We start from the raw sequence: 22597 nt of genomic DNA on the forward strand, positions 1-22597 counted from the left end.
CGACATCAGTTGTTCTTTTTTGATCATTTGGTCAACAAAAAGATGCGAATAAGTCGCAATTGCGTTGACACTCTTGAGAATGGTTCTCATAATCAACTGAAATCAGTGAATGGATGTACTATGCGATTCTCACGTCGAGATTTTATTGTGGCTACGACCGCCGCCGGCTTGGCCGGTGCAACACCTGCTTTTGCGGGTGGGAAATTGCAGGTTGTCGCCACCACCGGCATGATTGCCGACACCGCGCGGCGTATCGGTGGCGATGCGGTTGAGGTGAAGGGGCTGATGGGGCCGGGTGTTGACCCGCACGCTTATCGGCAGACTCGCACGGATATTGTGGCGCTGACCAAAGCCGATTTGGTTCTGTGGCATGGACTTTATCTCGAAGCGCAGATGGAAGATTTCTTCCACAAGCTGGAGAAGCGCGGCACGGTGGTTGCGGTGACCGATACATTGCCACGTGATCTGCTGAACGGGCACGACCAATACGCAGACAAATATGACCCACACGTGTGGATGGATCCGCGTTTGTGGGTGTTTGTAACCGAGCGCATTCGCGATGCGTTGATTGACGCGCAGCCAGCGGGTGAGGCGCAGTTTGCGGCCAATACCGAGGCGTTTCTTGCGGAGTTGTCTGACCTGTCGGAATATGCAGAGACCGCGCTGACCTCGGTGCCGGAGGGCGCACGTACGTTGCTGACGGCGCATGACGCGTTTGGGTATTTTGGCAAAGCTTATGGCTTTTCTGTACTGGGCGTGCAGGGCATTTCCACCAACAGTGAGGCTGGTCTCAATCGGATCAGCGAATTGGTCGACACATTGATCGATCGCGACATCAAAGCGGTGTTTGTTGAGAGCTCTGTGTCTGATCGCACTGTGCGCGCGTTGGTTGAGGGTGCGGCGGCAAAAGGCCATAAGGTGTCCATTGGCGGCGAGTTGTTCTCTGACGCGATGGGGGTGGATGGCACCTATGAGGGCACCTATGTCGGCATGATTGACCACAACATTACAGTGATCAGCGATGCGCTGGGCGGGGAAGTGCCGGAGCGCGGCATGAACGGACGCCTGTCGGCGGGATCGTAAGGATTAAGCAATGAGTCTAGAACTGGCAGCAAATATGGGCGCAGCGCCTAAAGCAGAGATCCCAACCGAAAGTCCGTTGGCGATCCGGGGCATGACGGTGTCTTATGGGCAGAAGCCTGTGGTGTTCTCGGTGGACATGACAGTTGAAGAAGGCTCGATGACCGCGATTATTGGGCCCAACGGCGCCGGTAAATCGACGTTGTTGAAAGCCGCGCTTGGGATCGTGTCGCCTTTGGCCGGCCAGGCTCTGGTGTTTGGCAAGCCATTAAAAGCCGCGCGCCATCGCATTGCCTATGTGCCGCAGCGCGCCAGTGTGGATTGGGACTTTCCGACCCGGGTGATTGATGTGGTTCTGATGGGGTTGTATCGCGAGTTGGGCCTGCTGCGCCGCATTCGTCCGCAGCATATGGACAAAGCTCGTGCCTGTCTGGAGCGGGTGGGTATGTCCGATTTTGCCGATCGCCAGATTGGCCAGCTCTCTGGTGGGCAGCAGCAACGTGTGTTCCTTGCACGGGCGTTGGCGCAGGAAGCGGATTTGTATCTGCTCGATGAGCCGTTTGCCGGCGTGGATGCCGCCACCGAGAAAGCCATCATTGATGTGCTGAAATCTTTGCGCTCTGAAGGTAAAACTGTCGTGGCTGTGCATCACGATTTGACCACTGTACGCAGCTACTTTGATCGGGTGTTCCTGATCAATACGCGCAAGGTTGCGGAAGGCACAGTGGACGACGCGTTTACGCCAGACATGCTGAACCAAACTTACGGCGGGCGGCTGGCGACAGGCCAGATCGACCAGCTGGAGCTGGCGGCGGGCTGATCATGTTTTGGAATGCGTTGACTTTGCAGCTTGGCTACAACGCCACGCTGGTGACCATTGGTGCGACTTTGCTGGGCATTGCGGCGGGTGTGACCGGAACATTTCTCTATCTGCGCAAACGTGCATTGGTAAGTGACGCGATCAGCCATGCAACCCTGCCCGGTGTGGGCATTGCCTTTATGCTGATGGTTCTGCTTGGCGGCGATGGTCGGGCCCTGCCCGGGTTGTTGCTCGGGGCGGCGGTGTCTTCCTGGATTGGCTTGTTGTGTGTCAGCTGGCTGACGCGACTGACGCGGTTGTCTGAAGATGCGGCCATTGGCGCCGTTTTGTCGGTGTTCTTTGGGTTTGGCATTGTTTTGTTGACGGTGATCCAAACCATGGGAGCCGGGCGCGCAGCGGGTCTAGAAGGCTTCTTGTTGGGGTCCACAGCCGGCATGTTGTTCAACGATGCGCTGGTGATTGCCGGTGGCGGAGCGCTGACGTTGGTGGCGGTTTTGATCTTGCGCCGACCAATGACCTTGCTGGCGTTTGATCCGGAGTACGCGGCGGCGCGCGGTATCAATGTGGGGCGCATGGACCTTGCTATTATGGCACTGGCCTTGGCGGTCACAGTGATCGGACTCAAAGTTGTGGGGCTGATCCTGATTGTAGCGATGCTGATCATTCCGCCTGTCACAGCCCGGTTCTGGACTGAACGCACCGACCATATGGTTTTGATTTCAGGGCTTTGTGGTGGTTTGGCGGCTTGGATTGGCGCCTCGCTGTCCGCTGTGGCGCCCGCGATGCCAACCGGACCAATCATCGTACTGTCGAGTTTTGCGTTGTTTGTGCTGTCTCTTCTGCTTGCGCCCAATCGCGGTGTGTTGGCGGTCTACCTGCGGCACGTGCGGTTTCAGCGGCGGGTGCATATGCGTCAGGGCCTGTTGGCGCTGGCCCAAGGGCAGCCGATTTATGAAGCCTTCACGGTGCGGTTGTTGAAACGCGCAGGATTGGCGCATGCGGATGGTGTGCCAACCGATGATGGGCGCGCCCGGGCCGCGAAAGCGCTGCGGGATGAGAAACGCTGGGAGTTGGTGCGGGCGGATCAGGCGTTTGAAAGCGCGGCTGCGTTGTATGACGGGTTGCGCGATATCGAGACAGTCCTGACGGACGACCAAATTTCCGAGATTGATCAACGCATTGGCGGGCCGCAGGGGGTGGCATCATGAGTGGTGAAGAATTTGTACCTCTGTCATTGACGCCCATGTTGATTGGCGTGCTGGCCGCGGTGGCCTGTGCCTTGCCGGGCAACTTTCTTGTGTTGCGCAGGCAAGCGCTTATTGGAGATGCGATTTCCCATGTAGTTTTGCCTGGCATTGTGGTGGCATTTTTGCTCACTGGATTGGTAGCAGCAGCCCCTATGATGCTGGGTGCGGCGGGGGCGGCATTGGTATCCGTGGTGATGATTGAAGCCATTCGGCGGTTGGGCAACATCGAGCCCGGCGCGGCGATGGGGCTGACGTTCACAACACTGTTTGCGGCCGGTGTTTTGCTTTTGGAACAAAGTGATACGTCATCAGTGCATTTGGACGTGGAGCACGCGCTGTATGGCAATTTGGAAAGCTTGATCTGGCTCGACGCGATTGGCTGGTCAAGCTTGCTTGACCCCTTGGCATTGGCGGGTCTGCCACCTGAATTGGGGCGTGTTGTCATCGCGTTGATTGGTGTGATCGGGTTCCTTTGGTTGTTCTGGCGGCCCTTGGTGGTGTCCACGTTTGATGAGAGCTTTGCGCAGGCCATGGGCATTGCGACCAATCGGCTTGGCGTGGCGTTGGTGATGGTGGCAGCTTTGGCGGCGGTGGCAGCCTTTGATGCGGTTGGCTCGATCATCGTGATTGCGATGTTTATTTGTCCACCAGCAGCGGCGCGATTGATGACCAACCGGCTCGAGCACCAAATGGCATGGAGTGTTGTTTTTGCTGTGCTTTCCGCGGTTCTGGGCTATGTCTTTGCCGGTTATGCGCCGTTGTGGCTGGGCTTCGAAAATGCGGTCAGCGCGGCGGGTATGATCGCCACCGTATCTGGCCTCATTTTGGCGTTGGCAGCTTGTTTCGCGCCCCACCGGTATCGCAGTGGAGCGCCCGCAGTTTAAGCGACTTGGCTGGTGTCTGAGCCGCTTAAGGTCTGCCAAGCATCGTATTGCGCCAGGAAGACCTCACCGCTGAGATCATCCAGGAAATGGCTGCGTTTGAGGCGGTCCATGACTGGGCCTTTGACCTCGGAGAAATGCAAGCGGATGTTGAGCTCTTTGAGTCGGGAGTTGATCGCCTCCAGGCTTTCGAGAGCGCTCATGTCGATCTCGTTCACAGCGGAGGCCATCAGCACCACATCGGTGATGGGTTGATCGCAGACCACGCGATCATACACATAGTCCTCCAAAAAACGTGCGTTGGCGAAGTACAGGCTTTCATCAATGCGCAGCGTGACCAGGTGTGGCGCAGTTTTTACCTTGTGACGCAGGATGTTACGGAAATGTTGCGTGCCCGGGATAAGGCCAACTTCGGCCACGTGAGGACGGCTGGTTTTGTAGAGGTGTAGCGCGATGGAGAGGATTACTCCGGCGCTTACGCCAACCTCAACACCGAGGCCCAACGTGAGTACAATTGTGGTGGTAACGGCGGCAAAATCGACGCGGGAGTAGCCCCAGGCGTGGCGTAAGATCGAAAGGTCCACAAGGCTCATTACGGCGACGATGATGGTGGCGGCGAGCGTGGCCTTGGGCAGGAAGAACAGCAGTGGTGTTAGGAAGAGCGCGGCGCCGGCAATGCCAACGGCAGTGAAGGCACCAGCAGCAGGCGTTTGCGCACCTGCGTCGAAGTTCACAACAGAGCGGGCGAAGCCGCCGGTGACCGGGTAACCGCCTGAAATCGCTGAAGCAATATTGGAGGTGCCGAGGCCGATGAGTTCCTGATCGGGGTCGATGCGTTGGCGGCGTTTGGCGGCGAGGGTTTGGGCGACGGAGACGCTTTCGACAAAACCGATGATGGAGATAAGCAGCGCGGCGAGGAACAGTTGGGACCACAGGTCTGGAGAGAAACTGGGGGCTGAAAGAGGCGGCAGGCCGGTTGGAACGGCGCCCACAATTGCCACGCCTTTCTCTGCTAGATCAAAGGCATAGACGGACAGGGTGGTGGCCGCGACGGCGGCGACGGGACCGGCTTTGGTGAGGACGTCAGCAAGGCGAGGGCCTGTACCGAGTTTGAGCAGGAGCGGTTTCAGGCCTTTGCGGGTCCAGAACAGGAAGGCTAAAGCGGCGGCGCCGAGGGCCGCTGTGTAGAGGTTGGTTTCTGGCAAATGGGTCACCAGAGACCCTAGCAATTCGGGCAATGTATGGCCGTGGGCGGTGACGCCGAGGATGTGTTTCAACTGGCTTGTAGCGATCAGGATTCCGGAGGCGGTGATGAAGCCTGCAATCACCGGATGGGACAGGAAATTTGCAAGGAATCCAAGGCGTAAGAGGCCCATGAGGGTGAGCATGACGCCGGACATGAAGGCCAGTGTGATGGCCGCGATCAGGTACTCTGTGGTGCCTTGCAAAGCGAGGTTTCCGAGGGCGGCGGCGGTCATTAGGGAGACCACGGCGACGGGGCCGACGGCGAGCACGCGGGAGGTGCCGAAGATGGCGTAGGCGACCAGTGGCAGGATGGAGGCGTAGAGGCCAACTTCGGGCGGCAATCCTGCGAGCAGCGCGTAAGCCAGAGATTGCGGAATCAGCATAATCGTCACGATCACGGCGGCCATGAGGTCCGCGCCAAGTATCTGACGATTATAGGTTTTTGCCCAATCTAGGATGGGGAAGTAACGCTTGAGCGGCTGTGGCATAGGGGCCTCATAAGAGTCGCGGGTGCGCTCTATATATTCCAAAATCGGAATAAGAAAACCCTTACAGGAAAACTTGTCGGAAAATAGAGGCACGGCTCAAAGGTTAACGCAGTCCAATGGGGCGAGATGGCACGTCGGTATGACGTCGGTATCGCGACTGTTTTGCGGAGGTGCGAAAATTGACGTCCACGTCAGGTTAACAGGCGTCTTAAGCAAGCGGCCCGGAGCGATGTGCCCCGAGCCGCAGGAGTTTTAGGCAGCCGCGAAGCCGGTGTCCAAGGCGGAGAGGATTGTGTTGACCTCCGCTTCAGAGATGGTCAGCGGTGGGGACATCAGCACGTTGTGCGCGCCAAGACGGACCATGGAGCCGGCCTGATAGGTGGCCTCGTGAATTTTCTTCATGGTGGCCATGTCCATCGGGGTTTTGACGGCTTTGTCAGAGACCAGTTCGATGCCGGTCATCAACCCGTGGCCCCCGCGCACGTCACCGATGATGTCGTATTTCCCAGCGAGCTTTTTCACACCTTCAAACAGCTGCGTGCCACGTGCGGCGGCGTTGGTCTTCAGATCCAGGCGCGTGGTCTCCGCCAGTGTGGCAATCACAGCGGCGGAACCAACCGGATGTGCGGAGTAGGTGTAGCCGTGGTAGATGGCCGCCTCGCCGGTTTGATCGTTTTCAAATACGTCGGCCACTTTGTCGCCGACCATGCAGGCACCAACCGGGAAGTAGCCAGAGGTGATGCCCTTCGCGGTGGTCATCATGTCAGGCTGCACACCCCAGTGACGCGCGCCTGACCAGTCGCCAGTGCGGCCAAAGCCGGTGATGACTTCGTCAGAGATCATCAGGATGCCGTGGCGGTCACAAATCTCACGCATCAGAGTCATGAAAGAGGCATCCGGCACAATCACACCACCCGCGCCCTGGATTGGCTCCATGATGAAAGCGGCGATGGTTTTGGGATCCTGGAAGGCGATCTCGTCCTCAAAGGCGGCGGCGATGTTCTGCGCCAGCTGGGCCGGATCGGTTTCGTTGAATGGATTGCGATAGGGGTAGGGGGACGGCAGGTGGAAACAGCCGGGCAGCAACGGTTCGTAGTTGATGCGGAAGCGGTTGTTGCCGTTCACCGAGGCGCCGCCAAAGTGGGTGCCGTGGTAGCCTTTTTTGAGGCTGATGAATTTGGTGCGGGTCGGCTCACCACGCAGGCGATGGTACTGGCGGGACAGACGCAGGGCGGTTTCCACGGAGTCTGAGCCACCGGAGGTGAAGAACACCCGCGACATGCCGTCCTCGGCGAAGAATTCGCGTACCGCATAAGAAGCCTCGATTGCCGGTGGGTTCGAGGTGCCAGCGAAAGCAGAGTAATACGGCAGATCGTAGAGCTGTTTGGCGATGGCCTCTTTCACCACGTCGTTGGAGTAGCCGAGGTTCACGCACCACAAGCCGCCCACGGCGTCGACAGTGGTGTGCCCGTCGATGTCGGAAATGGTCACACCTTCGGCACCTTTGATAATCTTGGGCGGTGTGGTGTGCGCGTCGGCTGGGGCGCCCATTGGATGCCAGAGGTGGCGGGCGTTGTTTTCCGTCAGAAAGTTGTCGTCTTTCATGGCTGTGCTCCCTTAGGCGCAGGGGTGATTCCTGCGTGTCAAAATATTTGATCAAATTATGGGGAGGACGCAAAGCTCTGTCCAGAGAAAGAGCGACACGGGGATGGTGAAATGCGACGGCTGACCCCTGCAAACTTGGTGGTAGAATCAAACGAGAACATGCTAGATTTGGCACTATGCCTGTGGATAACCCCAACATAAGCCAAGATTTGCCGGTCATTCGGCAACTTGATGATGCCGCGATCAACCGTATTGCCGCCGGTGAAGTGGTCGAAAGGCCCGCGTCTGCGGTGAAAGAACTGGTGGAAAACGCGATTGATGCGGGCAGTCGGCGGATCGAGATTGCCTACGCTGACGGTGGCAAAACGATCATTCGCATCACAGATGATGGCTGCGGTATCACCGAGGAACAATTGCCGCTGGCGCTGTCGCGCCATGCGACCTCCAAGATTGATGGTAGCGACCTGCTGGACATCCACACCTTTGGCTTTCGCGGGGAGGCCTTGCCCAGCTTGGGCGCGGTGGGGCGGTTGAGCATCACCAGTCGGGTGGGCAAAGCGTCCGCGGCACAGATTTCCGTTGAGGGCGGCGCAATGAGCGCGGTGAAACCGGCGGCGCTGTCCGGTGGCACCATCGTGGAATTGCGCGATCTGTTTTATGCCACGCCCGCGCGTTTGAAATTCATGCGCTCCGATCGGGCCGAGGCGCAGGCGATCACCGATGTGGTCAAGCGCCTGGCGATGGCGGAGCCGTTTGTCGGCTTCACCCTGCGCGATGTGACCGGCGGTGGCGAAGGTCGTGTGACCTTCCGTGTGGAAGCAGAAAACGGCGATCTGTTTGACGCGCTGCATGGGCGGTTGGCGCGGATATTGGGCAAAGAGTTTGCCGAAAACGCGCTCAAGATTGATGCGGAGCGGGAAGGGTTGCGGCTGATTGGCTATGCGGCGCTGCCGACCTATTCGCGTGGCTCGTCTGTGGCGCAGTATCTGTTTGTGAACGGGCGTCCGGTGAAGGACAAATTGCTCGTGGGCGCGTTGCGCGGGGCGTATTTTGATTATCTGAGCCGGGATCGGCATCCGGCGGCGGCGCTGTTCATTGATTGTGATCCACATCTGGTGGATGTGAACGTGCATCCGGCCAAGTCCGAGGTGCGGTTTCGCGATCCGGGATTGGCGCGGGGGCTGATTGTCTCCAGCCTGCGTCATGCGCTGGCCGAAGCAGGCCATCGGGCCTCGACCACAGTGGCGGGGGCAACGTTGGACTCGTTCCGGCCGGAGCCAGTTGGGGCTTCAATGGGCGCTTTGGGGACCACGCCACACGCCCCACAAGGACAGGCGCGTGTCTATCAGATGGATCGGCCAAGTTTGGGCGCCCGCACGGCAGCCTATCAGGCACAGGCGCCGATGCCGTCATCACCGGGATTTGAGGAGTTGACCGAGGCCTATTCTGCACGAGTGGAGACTTTTGACACGGAAGTTCCGCAAGAGACCCCAGCCGAAGGACTGCCCTTGGGCGCGGCGCGGGCGCAGGTGCATGAGAATTACATCGTGGCGCAGACACAAACTGGCATGGTGATTGTGGATCAGCACGCCGCGCATGAGCGGTTGGTCTATGAAAAACTCAAACACCAGATGGCGGAAAATGGGGTTGCAGCGCAGGCTTTGCTGATCCCGGAAATTGTCGAGCTCTCAGAGGGCGACTGTGCGCGGATCATGACTGTGGCCGAGGCGCTGTCCAAGCTGGGCCTGACCCTTGAGGCTTTTGGCGGCGGTGCGGTGGCGGTGCGCGAAACCCCGGCGCTGTTGGGCGAGGTGAATGCACGCGCCATGGTGCTGGATATTCTCGATGAGTTGGATGATCAGGGCGAGAGCATGCTGGTGCAGGCCAAGCTAGAGGCGATCTTGAGTCGGGTGGCTTGTCATGGCTCGATCCGCTCTGGGCGGCGGATGCGTGGCGAAGAGATGAATGCGCTGCTGCGTGAGATGGAGGCAACGCCACATTCTGGGCAGTGCAACCACGGGCGGCCAACTTATGTGGAACTCAAGCTGGCCGACATTGAGCGGCTGTTTGGACGGACGTGATGGACGGTATGGATCTGGCTGTGGCCAATATGGAGACACTGGCGCTGTATGCGGCGGCTGGCGTTGGCTTGGCTGTGTTGGTGCTGTTTCTGCTGCTGCGCGGGGCCGGGCAGAAGCGGGCTGAGCGGACGGAGATGGTGATAGCCCAGCATATGGGGCAGATGGCGCAGCGGGTGGATCAGCTGGCCACCGGGCAGGCGCATCTGGACGGGAACCTGCAGGCGCAGGCGCAGTCTCAGGGGCAGATTGCCACCTTGATGGAGCAGCGGCTGGGTGAGGTGCAGGTCAATATGCATGAGAACCTCGCCAAGGTGCAGCGCAGCACCGGCGAAAACCTCGCCAGCATGCAGCAGAAGATGGCAGACACCATGGCGGCGCAGCAGCTGCAGATGCAGGAAAGCCTGGCCAATATGCAGCTGCGCACCGGCGGCGCACTCAATGACATGCAAGAGAAGCTGAACCTGTCGATGACCGGGAATGCGAAACAAACAGCGACCTCGCTGACCCAGTTGCAGGAGCGGTTGGCCACCATCGATAAGGCCCAGGAAAACATCACCCGGCTGTCAGGCGACGTGCTGAGCCTGCAGGACATCCTGAGCAACAAGCAGACGCGTGGGGCGTTTGGTGAGATTCAGCTCAACGACATTGTGTCCAAAGCCCTGCCAAGCGACAGCTACGCACTGCAGCACACGCTGTCCAACGGCAAACGGGCGGACTGTCTGATCCACCTGCCCAACCCGCCAGGGCCGATTGTGATCGACAGCAAGTTCCCGCTGGAGGCTTATGAGCTGTTGCGCAAAGCGGAGACGCAGGCGCAACTGAATGAGGCGGCGCGGATGTTGCGCACCTCGGTGAAGAAACACATCAAGGACATCTCCGAGAAATACATCATCGAAGGCGAGACCGCTGATGGGGCGCTGATGTTCCTGCCGTCAGAGGCGGTTTACGCGGAGCTGCACGCCAACTTCCCGGAGCTCGTGCGCGAGGGTTTTGCCGCGCGGGTCTGGATTGTCTCACCCACCACCTGCATGGCGACGCTCAACACCATGCGGGCGATTTTGAAAGACGCACGTATGCAGGAGCAGGCTGGCGCCATCCGCAAAGAACTCGGCTTGCTTTATTCCGATGTGGAACGGCTGGGCACGCGGGTTGAAAACCTCGATCGCCACTTTGGTCAGGCTGCCAAAGACATCAGTGAGATCAAGATCAGCGCTGACAAAGCTGGGCGCCGCGCGCGTCGGTTGGACAACTTTGATTTTGAAGAGCTGGCGCAAACCAGTGATGACAAAGTTGTGCCGCTGACCAAGCCAGAGGCCTGATCCGCGTTCTCTTTTCCTAAATACCTCGGGGTCCGGGGCAGCGCCCTGGTGCACCAGAAACAGTTTGCGCCATGTCAAAGACGTGGGGCATGCTGGTGGGGACACTGGGCCAAACCAAATTGGAGGCACAAAATGCTTGAGATTTCTGCATGGAAGGTGGCGCAAGTTGTGCTGATGTCCCGTGAATTGGATCGGGCCGAAGGCGAGCTGCGCGGCTTTATTGATCGGCTCAACGAAGATGAACAGGCCAGTCTTGTGGCCGTGATGTGGGTGGGGCGTGACAGCTTTGCCGCAGAAGATCTGGCCGAGGCGATCATGACAGCCAAGACCGAAAACACCGTGCCCACTGCGGATTACCTGCTGGGCTCGCCTCATTTGTCGGATCACTTGGAAAACGGCATGGACGCGCTTGGCATGTCGTTGACTGACGAAGAGGATGATTTGGTCCGCGGCGGCTAAGATCATCGGCAAAAAGTGGCTTGTTGGCCTGCAGCATTTGCGAATTTACGCCAACAGATTTGGGATCCGCGCCAAGCTTTGGTGCGGGTCTTTACGTTTGGGAAACCCCTTCTTATGTGCGCCTGAGAGGGAGGGCTAACACGCCCGTGTACTGCCCAATCCACTGATTTCGCGCCTGTTTATCCAAAACATTCGCACCCTGCATTTTGCGGGCGGTGCCCTCTTGTCTTGTGTTTGAGCCTTGCAACCCATGGGGCGGCGTTGGGAGGTCTGTCGTGCAGAAGGAGGTCGCCCATGTCCAGTTTCTGGGGTCGTTTTGACGACAATCACGGCAATCAAAAGCAGTTTGAGCCAACCGATGATCCGGCCAAGGACATCACCTTTGTGCCTAAGGGCGAGGATGGCGATCTGGTGCTTGAAGACAATAACAACAAGCCAGACCCGGACACGCAGGTGCTGATTGATGGCGAGGCCCATGATTTTGTCTTTGAGCTGACCGGAACTGTGCCGCAAGACGAGGACATTCCGGAGCAGTTCTGGGGGCAGGAGATCGCGGTGATCTCGATCCAGGATTACCCCGAGCCGGGGGATGAGACCCGGATGTTTTTCTTCCCGGAGATGGATCCGAGCGAAGAGGACATGAATGAATTTGAGGATGAGGAGTTTGTTGTGAAACATCCGGACCGGCATCCGGATGATCTGCCGGTGTGTTTCCTGCCGGGCACGATGATCGCGACGCCAGACGGTCCACGTGCGGTGGAGAGCTTGCAGCCTGGGGATTTTGTTTGTGTCGCCAAAGGCAAGCCAGCGAAGGTGTTTTGGGTTGCGAAGAGCCATTTTTCCTATGGTGAGATGTTGAAGAGCGCCGGCCTGCGACCGGTGTGCATTGATGCGGACAGCCTTGCGCCGGGGGTGCCTGCGCAGGATTTGTGGGTGTCACAGCAACACCGGATTGCCCTGCGGGGCTGGCAGGTGGAGATGTTGGCCGCAACCGAGGCGGCATTTGCACATGCCAAACATCTTGCGCCGCAACCGGGTATTCCGGGGCGCGAGTGGCGGGACGGCGTGGACTACGTGCATTTGATGTTTGATCGACATCATATCGTGGAGGCCAATGGGGCTGAGGCCGAAAGCTTGTTCATCGGTGATCAGGCGTTGGAGAGCTTGGGCGCGGACGCACGGGTAGAGTTGGATCAGCTTTTGGAAGTCAAGCCGTGGTTGAAGCCGCGGTTTGCCCAGACGGCTTTGCCAACCATGAAGGCGCATGAGGCGCAGACTTGGCGCAAGATGGCTGATGGCCGTCCGGTGTTTCGGGATTTGGTGCAGACAGCGGCCTGAGGCTAGGGCGCAGGTGTCAGCCAGGCGCGCAGGTAGGTTTCCAGGCGCTCTCGTGGCGCAACAGAGTTGTGCAAGCTGCAAAACATCAGGGAAATTGCCTGTACCATAAAGGCTTGTACACCTTCCGCCTGTAGCTCGGCAGAGATGTCTTTGCGAAAAGGTTGGTCCCAAAGCCATTTTGTGACCACTTCGGCGTGGCGGCCAAAGGTCATGGCGATGGGGCCAATTTCCGCGTTGGCGGCTGCGCCGGAGTGGCGCAGAATCACGTCAAACACATAGCGCTCACAGGTCATGAAGGTGATCAGGGGCATCATCGCTTCAGACATCTCAGAGATGGTTTTGGGCGCGGGCAGGGCTTCGATGATGTCCAGTTGGCGGTCGATTTCTGCGCCGATGAGCTGATCCATCAGCGCGTCTTTGTCTTTGAAATGCGCAAAAAACGTGCCTTTGGCAACGCCGGCGCGCAGCACCACTTCTTCGACCCGCATAGCCTCATACCCGCTTTCCGAAATCACAGCTTGGGCCGCGTCCAGAAGTTTGGCGCGGGTTTTTAGGGTGCGTTGTTGAACTGCTTTGGCCATGGCCTGTTTTGACATGAATTGTGACCGTGGTCAAATTTAGCATTGACCATGGTCATTTTTATCTTCATTTAAATTGACCATGGTCAATATTGGAGAATCGCAATGGCACAGAAACGGATTTTTATCTTAAACGGACACCCGGCGGCGGAATCCCTGACCGGGTCGGTGGTCGCAAGTTATGCGGAGGCAGCGCGCAAAGCGGGGCATCAGGTGCGACTGACCAACCTGCATGATTTACAGTTTGACCCGGACTATGGCTTCGGCGGGTATGTGAACCAGAAACCGCTGGAGCCAGAGCTGGAGCAGGTGTTGCAGGACATTGAGTGGTCTGAGCATGTGGTGGTGGCGACACCGATGTGGTGGGGCGGTTTGCCGGCGAAACTCAAAGGGTTGTTTGATCGGGCATTGTTGCCGGGGCGCACATTTGACACGCGCAACACCACCAAGCTGGGGCTGCCGGCGCCAATGCTGACCGGGCGCACCGGGCGGGTGTTGTTGTTGTCGGATACGCCGGGCTGGTTTTTTCGGTTGGTGTATCGCAATGCAATGATTGTGCAGATCCAGCGGCAGATCTTGGAGTTTGTGGGGATCAAGCCGGTAAAAGTCACGCAGTTCAATGGCACCAGTGATCCCAAAGCCGGTGCGGTGGACAAGTGGCTTAAGCAAGCGGCGGAGATTGGCGCGCAGGCTGCCTAAATTGACTTAGGTGTGGCGTGAGATCCGTGTGGTCAACACGCCCGCCGCCATCAGACAGCCGCCGCCAACCCGGTTGAGGCCCCGCATGGCGCGGGGGTGCTGGAAAACCCCGCGCAACCCGTTGGCGCAGAGTAACCAGAACACCGTGTTAAGCGTGGCAACACCAACAAAGGTGGCGATCAGGATGGTGAACTGTGGCAGGACCGGCTGAGACAGGGTCACGAACTGCGGCACAAAGGCGATGTAAAACGCCGGGCCTTTGGGGTTTAAGGCGCTGATCAGGAAAGACTGCCAAAACAGAGGCTTGAGTGGTTTTTGTTCCACAGCGTCAGAGCCAATGCCCTCGGCTGGTGCGCGCCAGAGCGAGACGCCCAGCCAGATCAGATACGCCGCACCCACCAGTTTCATCAGCGTGAACAGGGTGGTAGAGGCCGACAAAATCGCGCCTGCGCCCATCAGTGACACAGACATGCCGACAAAGGCCCCTGCAGAAATGCCGGGGATGGTGGCAAGGCCCGAGCGCTTGCCCGAGCGCACCGCGTGGTTGATGGTCAGAACAATGTTGGGGCCGGGGATCAGCACAACCAGGGCGCTGGCCAGAACAAAGGCAATCCAGGTTTCCAATGACATGTCGCGCTCCTCAGCTCTTAAGTGTGGCGCAGGGTTTCGCAGTCTGTCGGGAATGGCAAGCTGTTGGGGGTGGCGCAGCCCTAGAAAATGCGGGCTGCGCGGAGTTTAAACGATCACGCGGTGTGATCGACGATCTGCATGTGCTGCGCCAATGTGCCGATGTGGGTGAGCCACTCGGAGAACAGTGCGGGTTCAGATGGGGCTGCGTGCACGCCAGGGGCAATTTTGCCATCCAGCACGGTCTCAATCGCCAGTGAAACCGGGATCGACACAAGGCGGGCCATGGCAGTGCCGCGATCATCGCCCCAAGCGTCCATCACATAGGTTTTGTGGAAGACCTCTGCGCCGCCTTTTTGGGCTTTGAAGCCAACACACATGACCACCCGATCCGGCTCACCTTCGTCGTAGGAGTTTTCATCCCAGAACTGATCGGACATTTCCTTGAGGCGCGCGTCGCCTTCGGGGCCTTGCAGCGTTTCAATCTCGCGGAAGACGTCAGACCAAGCCTCGGTCCAGCCGTTCAGGCGCAGGGTGCCGCGCACAAAGGTGTCAACTTTCCACTCCGGGTCAAATTTATAGTCTTCCATGAAGGGAATGCTGTCGCGGTTTGGGTAGACTTCGAAGGTTTCCGCCTCTGCCAGTGGGGCTTCGTAGCTGCTGATCGCGTCCCATGGGCGGTTCACATCAAAAGGCTTGCCATCACGGATGGAGCGGGATGGGGAACGCAGGGCTTTCAACACACCCAGCGGCGACCAGCTGAATTTGTAGCGGAACGGGTTGGCCACTTTGGGGATGCCGCCGCAGTAGCTGATGAAGCTCAGCGTGTTGTTGACGTCATAGGCGTCAGAGGCGCGATAATCGGCCACCAAAGCATGCGCCATCAGGTGGTCGATGCCGGGGTCCAAGCCCACCTCGTTTACACAGGCCACGCCGGCCTCTATGGCTTTGGCGTTCAGTGCCTTCATTTCGGGTGCGATGTAAGACGAGCTGACAAAGTTTGCGCCTTTGTCGATGCAGAGCTCGGCCAGCGGCACGTGCCAGTCGCCGGGTAGCATGGAGACAACCACGTCACCTTTGTTCAAAGCAGCGCCAAGAGCGTCTATGTCAAAGGCGCGGATGTCTTGGGTCAGGTCGCCAACGGCGTCCTGCGCTTTTGCGATGGTTCGATTCCAGACGGTGACTTCGCGGCCACCTTCGATCAGGCGACGCAGGCCGGGAATGGCCGAGAGGCCGGTGCCACACCAGTGGATTGTCATGTTGTCTCTCCCCTCAGAGGTCTTTGGAATGGGTGATGAAATCAGTCTCGGCGCGGGTCCAGACACCCTCGCTGAGATCGTCGAGCTTCATCAGTGTGTCGAGCAGCTGCGCGGCGTAGTCTTCCGAGCTTTCCACCGGCAGCATGGATGGCAGGTTGTCGATGGCCATGACGTCCAGCACGGGGCTGTCAGCCACGCGCAGGGCGGGCGCGTCCCATGTGGTGGCGCGGTCATAGACCGGCACCGGGTTGTAATCGCTGTCCGGGTCGCAAGCCACGTCGCCAATGGCGGTGAGTTTGCGGTCTGTGTTTAGGGCCTCATGCGGCACAAACACCGGCGTGCCGGGACGCGCAAAGATGCAGTTTATGAACAGGTCATGCGCTAAGATTTCCGGGAAAGGCCCACCGGAGGCGGTTTCCGCCATGTCCCATTTGGTGACTTTGCAGCCCATGGCTTCGAGCAGGTCAGCGGCGCCGGTGCCCACGCGGCCAAGCGCGCCAATCACAATGGCAGTGGGACGATCTTTGGCAAGCGCGTCCAGTTCTGCACCGAGATCCGCCAGCAATGCGTCTTTGCCGGCATAAACGCCAACGGGGCCGCAGAGCTCACCGCGTTGTTGTGCGGCCCAAGATTTGAGCGTGACTGCAGAGCCTGCATAGCCCGCCCAATACCCAAAGGCGGCGACGCGGCGGCCATTTTCGGCAACGAGATATTCGAGATCATAGAGCGTGCCGCCGCCCGCTTTGAAGCGTTTCAGCAGGGCCACACCGGAATGTTGGCCTTTGAAGGCATGACCAAACATGATGTGGCGGTGTGGCAGTGGTGTACCGTCTTCGGGCAGTTCTTTGAGGCCAAAGACGATGGCGTCACGAGGGGCGTCCGGCCAGCTGTTTTCCGGGGCGATGTCGCAGCCAGCGGCTTTGTAGCCGTCAATTGGAATGGCCCGCACGGAGCTTTCTTCCACGGTCACGCGGATGCCTTTGTCCAGCAGCGCCTTGGCGCCTTCAGGTGTCAGCCCCACCCGCTCCTCATTCTGCCGTTGCTCGGCTCGTACCCAAAGATGTGTCATCTCTGTTCCCCTCATATTCGATTTTCCATAGACCAGCCTGTTGAGCCGATGGCAAGAGGGCTGCTTTATTCGCAATTTCCGGGTGGCGGCTGCGTAGGGTGCGTGGCACAACAAGGACAAAGCAAAACAGGGAGCGCGCCATGAGTTTTGGCAAGGGATGTCATCTGCATCTGATCGATGGGTCGGCCTTTATTTTTCGGGCTTATCACGCGCTGCCGCCGCTGACGCGCAAGTCAGATGGGTTGCCCATTGGGGCTGTGGCTGGATTCAGCAATATGTTGCAGCGCTATATCGAGGACAATTCCGGACCAGATGCGCCAACCCATGTGGCGGTGATCTTTGACTATTCCGGCAAGTCGTTCCGCAACGAGATGTATGATCAGTATAAGGCGAACCGGCCGCCTGCGCCGGAGGATTTGGTGCCGCAATTCCCGCTAACGCGCACGGCCACCAAGGCATTTAACATTGCCTGTAAAGAGGTTGAGGGCTTTGAGGCGGACGACATCATTGCCACCTTGGCCGTTCAGGCACGTGAAGCTGGCGGGCGCTGTACCATCATCAGTTCGGACAAAGACCTGATGCAGCTGGTGGGCGGCGGCGTTGAGATGCTCGATGCGATGAAAAACAAGCGCATTGATCGGGATGGCGTTCATGAGAAATTTGGCGTTGGGCCAGAGCGGGTTGTGGATGTGCAGGCGCTGGCAGGCGACAGCGTGGACAACGTGCCCGGCGCGCCAGGCATTGGCATCAAAACGGCGGCGTTGTTGATCAATGAATATGGCGATCTTGAAAGCCTGCTGGACCGCGCTGAAGAGATCAAACAACCCAAGCGCCGTCAGTCGCTGATTGAGAACCGCGCTCAAATTGAGCTGTCCAAACGGCTGGTGCAGCTGGATTGTGAGATGGATCTTGATTTTACAATTGATGATTTGGAGGTGCGCGATCCGGAGCCGGAGGTGCTGTTGGGTTTCCTCACGGAGATGGAATTCCGCACGCAGATCAAACGCGCCGCAGATAAGCTGGGTGTAGAAGCGCCAAGCATTCCGGAGCCGGTGGGCGGAGTAGATGAAGCGCCCGCCGCAGATGACGTGCCGTTTGATGCGTCCAAATATGAATGGGTCAAAGACCGCGCGGCGCTGGACCGTTGGATCGCGGCAATTATGAAACGCGGCTATGTGGCGGTGGACACAGAGACCAACTCGCTCAATGAAATGGTGGCGGAACTGGCGGGGATTTGCCTGTCTGTGGAGCCGGGCGAGGCGTGTTATATCCCTGTGGGCCATAAGAAAGGCGCAAGTGACGATCTGTTTGGCGGGGATGAACTGCAAGAGGGGCAGATGCCGCTCAATGAGGTGCTGGATGCGTTAAAGCCGATGCTGGAAGACGCGTCGGTGCTGAAGATTTTCCAGAACGCCAAGTATGACTGCAAAGTGTTTGCCAACTACAACGTCACCGTGGCGCCGATTGATGACACGATGTTGCTGTCTTATGCGCTGCACGCTGGTGAGCACAATCATGGCATGGATGCGCTGTCTGAGCGCTATCTGAGCCATCAGCCGGTGCCGATCAAAACGCTGATTGGCAGCGGCAAAAGCATGATCACCTTTGACAAGGTGCCTATTGAGGACGCGTTGCCGTATGCGGCCGAAGATGCGGATGTGACCCTGCGCCTGTGGAAGCTGTTTAAGCCCAAGCTGCACCGCCGTCAGGTGACCTCGGTTTATGAAACGCTGGAGCGGCCTTTGGTGCCGGTGCTGGCGCAGATGGAGCGGCACGGGGTTTTGGTGGATCGGGATGCGCTGTCTCGTATGTCCAATGCGTTTGCCCAGAAGATGGCGGCGCTTGAGGCGGAGATTCACGAGCTGGCGGGGGGCACGTTTAATGTGGGATCACCCAAGCAGCTCGGCGAAATCCTGTTTGACCGGCTGGAGCTGCCCGGTGGCAAGAAAGGCAAAACCGGGGCTTATGCGACCGGTGTCGACGTGCTTGAGGATCTGGCAACCGAGCACGCCCTGCCGGGGCTGGTGCTGGATTGGCGACAGCTGAGCAAGCTGAAGTCGACCTACACCGATGCGTTGCAGACCCACATCAACAGCGACACAGGCCGCGTGCACACGTCTTATGTGCAGACCGGGGCCAACACCGGGCGTCTGGCATCCACCGATCCCAACTTGCAGAACATTCCTGTGCGCAGTGAGGAGGGCCGCCGCATTCGCGAAGCTTTTGTCGCGGAGAAAGGCAAGACGCTGATCAGCCTCGACTATTCGCAGGTGGAATTGCGTATCCTGGCACATGTTGCGGGAATTGATGCCCTCAAAGCGGCGTTCCGTGAGGGGCATGACATTCACGCCATGACCGCGTCAGAGGTGTTTGGCGTGCCGATGGAGGAGATGACCAGCGAGGTGCGCAGCCGTGCCAAGGCGATCAACTTTGGTGTGATCTATGGCATTTCCGGCTTTGGCTTGGCGCGCAATCTGCGCATTCCACGCGGTGAGGCACAGGACTTTATCAACCGCTATTTTGAGCGCTTCCCGGGCATTCGCACCTACATGGATGACACCAAGGCGTTTGCCAAAGAGCACGGTTATGTACAGACGTTGTTTGGTCGTAAAATCCACACGCCGGAGATCAACGCCAAAGGGCCGCGGGCGAGCTTTGCGTATCGTGCGGCGATTAACGCGCCGATCCAAGGCACAGCAGCAGATATCATCCGTCGCGCCATGATCCGGATGCCTGAGGCGATCAAAGACCTGCCCGCCAAGATGTTGTTGCAGGTGCACGATGAATTGATCTTTGAAGTCGAGGATTCAGCGGTGGAAGACACCATCGAAGTGGCACGTGATGTGATGCAGCGGGCCACCGAGCCGGCGATCAAACTGGACGTGCCGTTGATTGTGGATGCGGGACGCGGAGCGAACTGGGCGGAGGCGCATTAACGCGCCTCGCCATTAAGCGAGCCAGCCAAGCCCCTGCTCGGTGCGTTTGGACGGCTTGTATTCCGCGCTGACGGCTCCGGCGTAGCCGGTATCATCCAGCATCGCAAAGAAAGCCGGGTAGTCGAAGTGTTTCGACTTCACCGGCTCGTTGCGGTCAGGCAGGCCGCCGATTTGGATGTGGCGCACGCGGGCTTTGTGTTTGTCCCAGCAGGCCAGCACGTCGCCATGGATTTTATGGGCGTGATAGGTGTCAAACTGCAGCGCCAGATTAGGCGCGTTGACCTCGTCCAGAATCTCGGCGGCGAGATCAAAACTGTTCAGAAAATAGCCGGGCATATCAACGTCATTGATCGGCTCAATGGTCAGTTGCTGTTTGGGGGCAAATTCGCAGGCCCATTTCAAGTTTTGCACAAAAGTGGCGCGGGCGTCGTCGCCCGATGCGGCGCCAGCCATGATGTGCACAATGCGGGCGCGCAGCATGTCGGCATAACGCAGCGTGCGGCGGAAGTCGCGTTGGAAGCGGTCTTCCAGGCCTGGCACAGCGGCAAAGCCACGATCCCCGCCAGTGTAGTTGGGCGGCGGGCAGTTGATCAATTCCAGCGACAGGCCATTGCGCAGCAAGGCGCGCTGAGTTTCCGGTGCGGGTGTTTCGTAAGGAAAGAGAATTTCCACCGCTTCAAAGCCTGCTTGCGCCGCTGCTTCGTATCGGTCCAGTTCCGGAAACTCGGCAAACAGCATGGATAGGTTCGCGGCAAATTTGGGCATCGGGCTCTCCTCTGATGAGGGTTATCCCAGCTTTGTTAGAACGACAAAAGTCTGAAATTCCGCAAGTTTGAATGGTTCGGCGGAAGCTTGCTTTAGTCGAGCGCCTCGGATGGCAGGAATGGGAAAAACACGCCGGAAGACATAACGCCAAACATGCTTTGGCCGTTGATGTCCTGGTGGCTAGCCAACTCCACAAGCCGGTAAAACGCTTTGCGGGTGATGCGGGCTTCGAGGTTTGCGCGCACTGTCACATAAGGCGCAGGTTCGTCGGTGTCTGGGTCGATCACCACGCGAATGGGATTGTCCGGACCTGCGGCGGCAAAATCGCCGACATGGGTTTCGAAAGTCAAAACTTGCGTGTTGCCGTCACCGGACACCTCAAAATCCTCGGTAATAAACGGCGCGTCTTCGACGGTGATGCCGACTTTTTCCACCGGCGTGACCAGCATGTAATCGTCGCCGTCCTTGCGCAGGATGTTTGAAAACATCTTCACCATGGCGGGGCGGGTGATGGGGCTGCCTTCGTGAAACCACGTGCCGTCGCTGGCGATACGCATGTCTAGATCGCCACAATGCGGCGGGTTCCACAGGTGCACAGGGGCCGGGCCGCGTGATTTCACGGCAGCTGTGGCGGAGGCGGCGATGGTGTCTGCGTCAACTTTCACAGGAAATTGTTCCCTCATTGCTTTTGCCATTTCATCTGAGCGCGTTACTGTCAACGGAAGCAGGTAGCGTTTCGGGAGACACAGTATGGCGGATGCGGACAATCTTGTCGCAGAGATAGAAGAGCTGGGCGGCAAATTGGCGGAGGCCAAGGCGGCGATCACCAAACGCTTTATCGGGCAGGAACAGGTTGTAGATCTGACGCTGTCGGCCTTGCTGTGTGGGGGGCATGCGTTGTTGATTGGCCTACCTGGTTTGGGCAAAACACGGCTTGTGGACACGCTCTCCACCGTGATGGGGCTCAATGGCAACCGGGTGCAGTTCACACCGGATTTGATGCCCGCGGATATTTTGGGCTCTGAAATCCTTGAGACTGGCGACAGCGGCGCGCGTGCGTTCCGATTCGTGCCGGGGCCAGTTTTTTGCCAATTGCTGATGGCGGATGAGATCAACCGCGCCAGCCCGCGGACGCAATCGGCGTTGTTGCAGGCGATGCAGGAGAAACAGGTGACTGTGGCCGGGGCGGACCGTCCGCTGGATGCGCCGTTCCATGTATTGGCGACGCAGAACCCAATTGAGCAGGAAGGCACCTATCCACTGCCGGAAGCGCAATTGGACCGGTTCTTGGTACAGATCGATGTGCCTTATCCAGATCGGGATACGGAGCGCGATATTCTCTTGGCCACCACGGGGGTTGCCGAAGAAGAGGCGCATGCGGTGTTCACTGCGGAGGAGTTGATTGCGGCGCAGACCTTGTTGCGGCGCATGCCGGTGGGCGAAAGCGTGATGGAGTTGATCTTGGATCTGGTGCGGGCCTGTCGCCCGGATGATGAGACCGCGACGGAGGCCGTGCGGGAGAATGTGGCCTGGGGGCCGGGGCCGCGTGCGGCGCAGGCATTGATGATGACGGTACGGGCGCAGGCGTTGTTACAAGGCCGTCTGGCACCCAATGCGCAAGATGTGATTGATATGGCGACGCCGGTTTTGAGCCATAGGATGGCGCTGACCTTTGCGGCGCGAGCGAGGGGCGAGTCCTTGGCGAGCCTCATTGCTGAAACCGTATCGCGATTTGACGATGTGGGAGCCGCCGCGTGAGTGCAGCTCCGTATCTGCGCAGTCAGGCTGAGGCGGAGGCGTCCAGCCTACCGCCACTTTTGGCGCATGCGGAGCATTTGGCGGGCACGGTTTTGCTGGGGGAGCACGGACGGCGGCGTGCGGGCATGGGCGATGACTTTTGGCAGTACCGGCCGGTGCAACCCGGCGACAGCTTGCGGCACATTGATTGGCGGCGGTCGGCCAAATCCGATGCGCAATTTGTGCGGCAACGGGAATGGCAGGTGGCGCAGTCGGTGATGATGTGGGTCGATACGGCGCCGTCGATGTTGTTTGCCAGCGACAAAAATACGCCACAGAAAGCGGATCGCGCGCGGCTGTTGGC

At 58.7% G+C, this 22597-nt stretch carries 20 protein-coding genes; 12 read left to right on the forward strand and 8 right to left on the reverse strand.

Features of this window, described 5'->3' with window-relative positions:
• Positions 1 to 120 precede the first annotated feature (120 nt).
• Genes QZ517_RS08715 through QZ517_RS08730 form a run of 4 tightly spaced genes read left to right on the forward strand, consistent with a single transcriptional unit; the run spans position 121 to position 4031 of the window.
• Positions 121 to 1083 (forward strand): zinc ABC transporter substrate-binding protein, encoded by a 963-nt coding sequence (locus QZ517_RS08715; protein WP_294225262.1) that lies wholly within the window; start codon positions 121 to 123, stop codon positions 1081 to 1083.
• A gap of 10 nt (positions 1084 to 1093) precedes the next feature.
• Positions 1094 to 1900 (forward strand): metal ABC transporter ATP-binding protein, encoded by an 807-nt coding sequence (locus QZ517_RS08720; protein WP_294225265.1) that lies wholly within the window; start codon positions 1094 to 1096, stop codon positions 1898 to 1900.
• 2 nt (positions 1901 to 1902) lie between these two features.
• Positions 1903 to 3108: a metal ABC transporter permease gene (locus tag QZ517_RS08725; RefSeq protein WP_294225267.1), complete on the forward strand. Its 1206-nt coding sequence runs from the start codon at positions 1903 to 1905 to the stop codon at positions 3106 to 3108.
• Positions 3105 to 4031 carry a metal ABC transporter permease gene (locus QZ517_RS08730; protein ID WP_294225270.1) on the forward strand — a complete coding sequence of 309 codons (927 nt, stop codon included), beginning with the start codon at positions 3105 to 3107 and terminating at the stop codon, positions 4029 to 4031. The genes QZ517_RS08725 and QZ517_RS08730 overlap by 4 nt, the downstream gene beginning before the upstream one ends.
• Here the strand turns inward: QZ517_RS08730 and sulP are convergent.
• Both sulP and QZ517_RS08740 read right to left on the reverse strand, forming a co-directional pair.
• Complete coding sequence (gene sulP / locus QZ517_RS08735; RefSeq protein ID WP_294225273.1) at positions 4028 to 5761, reverse strand: SulP family inorganic anion transporter; 1734 nt, start codon at positions 5759 to 5761, stop codon at positions 4028 to 4030. The genes QZ517_RS08730 and sulP overlap by 4 nt on opposite strands.
• 252 nt (positions 5762 to 6013) lie before the next feature.
• Positions 6014 to 7366, reverse strand: coding sequence for an aminotransferase class III-fold pyridoxal phosphate-dependent enzyme (locus QZ517_RS08740; protein WP_294225276.1), 1353 nt, complete (start codon positions 7364 to 7366; stop codon positions 6014 to 6016).
• 176 nt (positions 7367 to 7542) lie between these two features.
• Between QZ517_RS08740 and mutL the strand changes: the two genes are divergently transcribed.
• The 4 genes from mutL to QZ517_RS08760 all read left to right on the forward strand — a co-directional run bounded on the left by mutL (position 7543) and on the right by QZ517_RS08760 (position 12563).
• Entirely contained in the window at positions 7543 to 9447 is a 1905-nt protein-coding gene (mutL, locus tag QZ517_RS08745; protein ID WP_294225280.1) for a DNA mismatch repair endonuclease MutL, read from the forward strand.
• Complete coding sequence (gene rmuC / locus QZ517_RS08750) at positions 9447 to 10766, forward strand: DNA recombination protein RmuC (protein WP_294225282.1); 1320 nt, start codon at positions 9447 to 9449, stop codon at positions 10764 to 10766. Before mutL ends, rmuC begins: the two co-directional genes overlap by 1 nt.
• A 132-nt stretch (positions 10767 to 10898) precedes the next feature.
• Positions 10899 to 11225: a DUF3775 domain-containing protein gene (locus tag QZ517_RS08755; RefSeq protein WP_294225284.1), complete on the forward strand. Its 327-nt coding sequence runs from the start codon at positions 10899 to 10901 to the stop codon at positions 11223 to 11225.
• A gap of 294 nt (positions 11226 to 11519) precedes the next feature.
• Complete coding sequence (locus tag QZ517_RS08760; protein ID WP_294225287.1) at positions 11520 to 12563, forward strand: Hint domain-containing protein; 1044 nt, start codon at positions 11520 to 11522, stop codon at positions 12561 to 12563.
• 2 nt (positions 12564 to 12565) lie between these two features.
• Here the strand turns inward: QZ517_RS08760 and QZ517_RS08765 are convergent, their stop codons facing one another.
• Positions 12566 to 13159 carry a TetR/AcrR family transcriptional regulator gene (locus tag QZ517_RS08765; protein ID WP_294225290.1) on the reverse strand — a complete coding sequence of 198 codons (594 nt, stop codon included), beginning with the start codon at positions 13157 to 13159 and terminating at the stop codon, positions 12566 to 12568.
• Between the two features lie 87 nt (positions 13160 to 13246).
• On the opposite strand from QZ517_RS08765, the gene QZ517_RS08770 reads away from it, so the two are divergent.
• A complete protein-coding gene (locus QZ517_RS08770; protein WP_294225292.1) occupies positions 13247 to 13840 on the forward strand; it encodes an NAD(P)H-dependent oxidoreductase in 594 nt (197 codons plus the stop codon).
• A 6-nt stretch (positions 13841 to 13846) separates the two neighbouring features.
• On the opposite strand, the gene QZ517_RS08775 is transcribed toward QZ517_RS08770, so the two are convergent.
• From QZ517_RS08775 to QZ517_RS08785, 3 genes are all read right to left on the reverse strand, one after another.
• Positions 13847 to 14470: a LysE family translocator gene (locus tag QZ517_RS08775; protein ID WP_294225295.1), complete on the reverse strand. Its 624-nt coding sequence runs from the start codon at positions 14468 to 14470 to the stop codon at positions 13847 to 13849.
• A gap of 113 nt (positions 14471 to 14583) precedes the next feature.
• Positions 14584 to 15726, reverse strand: a complete 1143-nt coding sequence (locus QZ517_RS08780; protein ID WP_294225297.1) for a saccharopine dehydrogenase family protein — start codon at positions 15724 to 15726, stop codon at positions 14584 to 14586.
• Positions 15727 to 15739: 13 nt separating this feature from the next.
• Positions 15740 to 16795: a saccharopine dehydrogenase gene (locus tag QZ517_RS08785; RefSeq protein ID WP_294225300.1), complete on the reverse strand. Its 1056-nt coding sequence runs from the start codon at positions 16793 to 16795 to the stop codon at positions 15740 to 15742.
• A gap of 140 nt (positions 16796 to 16935) precedes the next feature.
• On the opposite strand from QZ517_RS08785, the gene polA reads away from it, so the two are divergent.
• Complete coding sequence (polA, locus tag QZ517_RS08790; RefSeq protein ID WP_294225303.1) at positions 16936 to 19731, forward strand: DNA polymerase I; 2796 nt, start codon at positions 16936 to 16938, stop codon at positions 19729 to 19731.
• A gap of 12 nt (positions 19732 to 19743) precedes the next feature.
• Here polA and QZ517_RS08795 read toward each other — a convergent pair whose 3' ends face one another.
• Both QZ517_RS08795 and QZ517_RS08800 read right to left on the reverse strand, forming a co-directional pair.
• The gene (locus QZ517_RS08795; RefSeq protein ID WP_294225306.1) at positions 19744 to 20496 is read right to left on the reverse strand and encodes a TIM barrel protein; all 753 of its coding nucleotides are present in this window, start codon (positions 20494 to 20496) and stop codon (positions 19744 to 19746) included.
• Between the two features lie 92 nt (positions 20497 to 20588).
• On the reverse strand, positions 20589 to 21179 hold the full coding sequence (locus tag QZ517_RS08800) for a DUF1285 domain-containing protein (RefSeq protein ID WP_294225308.1): 591 nt from the start codon (positions 21177 to 21179) through the stop codon (positions 20589 to 20591).
• A 67-nt stretch (positions 21180 to 21246) separates the two neighbouring features.
• Between QZ517_RS08800 and QZ517_RS08805 the strand changes: the two genes are divergently transcribed.
• Positions 21247 to 22254 (forward strand): MoxR family ATPase, encoded by a 1008-nt coding sequence (locus QZ517_RS08805; RefSeq protein WP_294225309.1) that lies wholly within the window; start codon positions 21247 to 21249, stop codon positions 22252 to 22254.
• The coding region (locus QZ517_RS08810; RefSeq protein WP_294225312.1) for a DUF58 domain-containing protein at positions 22251 to 22597 on the forward strand (347 nt) is incomplete at its 3' end. The genes QZ517_RS08805 and QZ517_RS08810, both read left to right, overlap by 4 nt.

Origin of the sequence: uncultured Shimia sp. (genome assembly GCF_913054185.1) — a bacterium.
Taxonomy (GTDB): Bacteria; Pseudomonadota; Alphaproteobacteria; order Rhodobacterales; family Rhodobacteraceae; genus Shimia.

Coding starts and splice junctions, on each gene's coding strand:
- QZ517_RS08785 (WP_294225300.1), bottom strand. CDS start 16,795: ATGACACATCTTTGGGTACGAGCCGAGCAACGGCAGAATGAGGAGCGG.
- QZ517_RS08715 (WP_294225262.1), top strand. CDS start 121: ATGCGATTCTCACGTCGAGATTTTATTGTGGCTACGACCGCCGCCGGC.
- QZ517_RS08740 (WP_294225276.1), bottom strand. CDS start 7,366: ATGAAAGACGACAACTTTCTGACGGAAAACAACGCCCGCCACCTCTGG.
- QZ517_RS08795 (WP_294225306.1), bottom strand. CDS start 20,496: ATGCCCAAATTTGCCGCGAACCTATCCATGCTGTTTGCCGAGTTTCCG.
- mutL (WP_294225280.1), top strand. CDS start 7,543: ATGCCTGTGGATAACCCCAACATAAGCCAAGATTTGCCGGTCATTCGG.
- QZ517_RS08720 (WP_294225265.1), top strand. CDS start 1,094: ATGAGTCTAGAACTGGCAGCAAATATGGGCGCAGCGCCTAAAGCAGAG.
- QZ517_RS08780 (WP_294225297.1), bottom strand. CDS start 15,726: ATGACAATCCACTGGTGTGGCACCGGCCTCTCGGCCATTCCCGGCCTG.
- QZ517_RS08770 (WP_294225292.1), top strand. CDS start 13,247: ATGGCACAGAAACGGATTTTTATCTTAAACGGACACCCGGCGGCGGAA.
- QZ517_RS08730 (WP_294225270.1), top strand. CDS start 3,105: ATGAGTGGTGAAGAATTTGTACCTCTGTCATTGACGCCCATGTTGATT.
- QZ517_RS08725 (WP_294225267.1), top strand. CDS start 1,903: ATGTTTTGGAATGCGTTGACTTTGCAGCTTGGCTACAACGCCACGCTG.
- QZ517_RS08755 (WP_294225284.1), top strand. CDS start 10,899: ATGCTTGAGATTTCTGCATGGAAGGTGGCGCAAGTTGTGCTGATGTCC.
- QZ517_RS08765 (WP_294225290.1), bottom strand. CDS start 13,159: ATGTCAAAACAGGCCATGGCCAAAGCAGTTCAACAACGCACCCTAAAA.
- rmuC (WP_294225282.1), top strand. CDS start 9,447: ATGGACGGTATGGATCTGGCTGTGGCCAATATGGAGACACTGGCGCTG.
- QZ517_RS08760 (WP_294225287.1), top strand. CDS start 11,520: ATGTCCAGTTTCTGGGGTCGTTTTGACGACAATCACGGCAATCAAAAG.
- QZ517_RS08775 (WP_294225295.1), bottom strand. CDS start 14,470: ATGTCATTGGAAACCTGGATTGCCTTTGTTCTGGCCAGCGCCCTGGTT.
- sulP (WP_294225273.1), bottom strand. CDS start 5,761: ATGCCACAGCCGCTCAAGCGTTACTTCCCCATCCTAGATTGGGCAAAA.
- QZ517_RS08805 (WP_294225309.1), top strand. CDS start 21,247: ATGGCGGATGCGGACAATCTTGTCGCAGAGATAGAAGAGCTGGGCGGC.
- QZ517_RS08800 (WP_294225308.1), bottom strand. CDS start 21,179: ATGAGGGAACAATTTCCTGTGAAAGTTGACGCAGACACCATCGCCGCC.
- polA (WP_294225303.1), top strand. CDS start 16,936: ATGAGTTTTGGCAAGGGATGTCATCTGCATCTGATCGATGGGTCGGCC.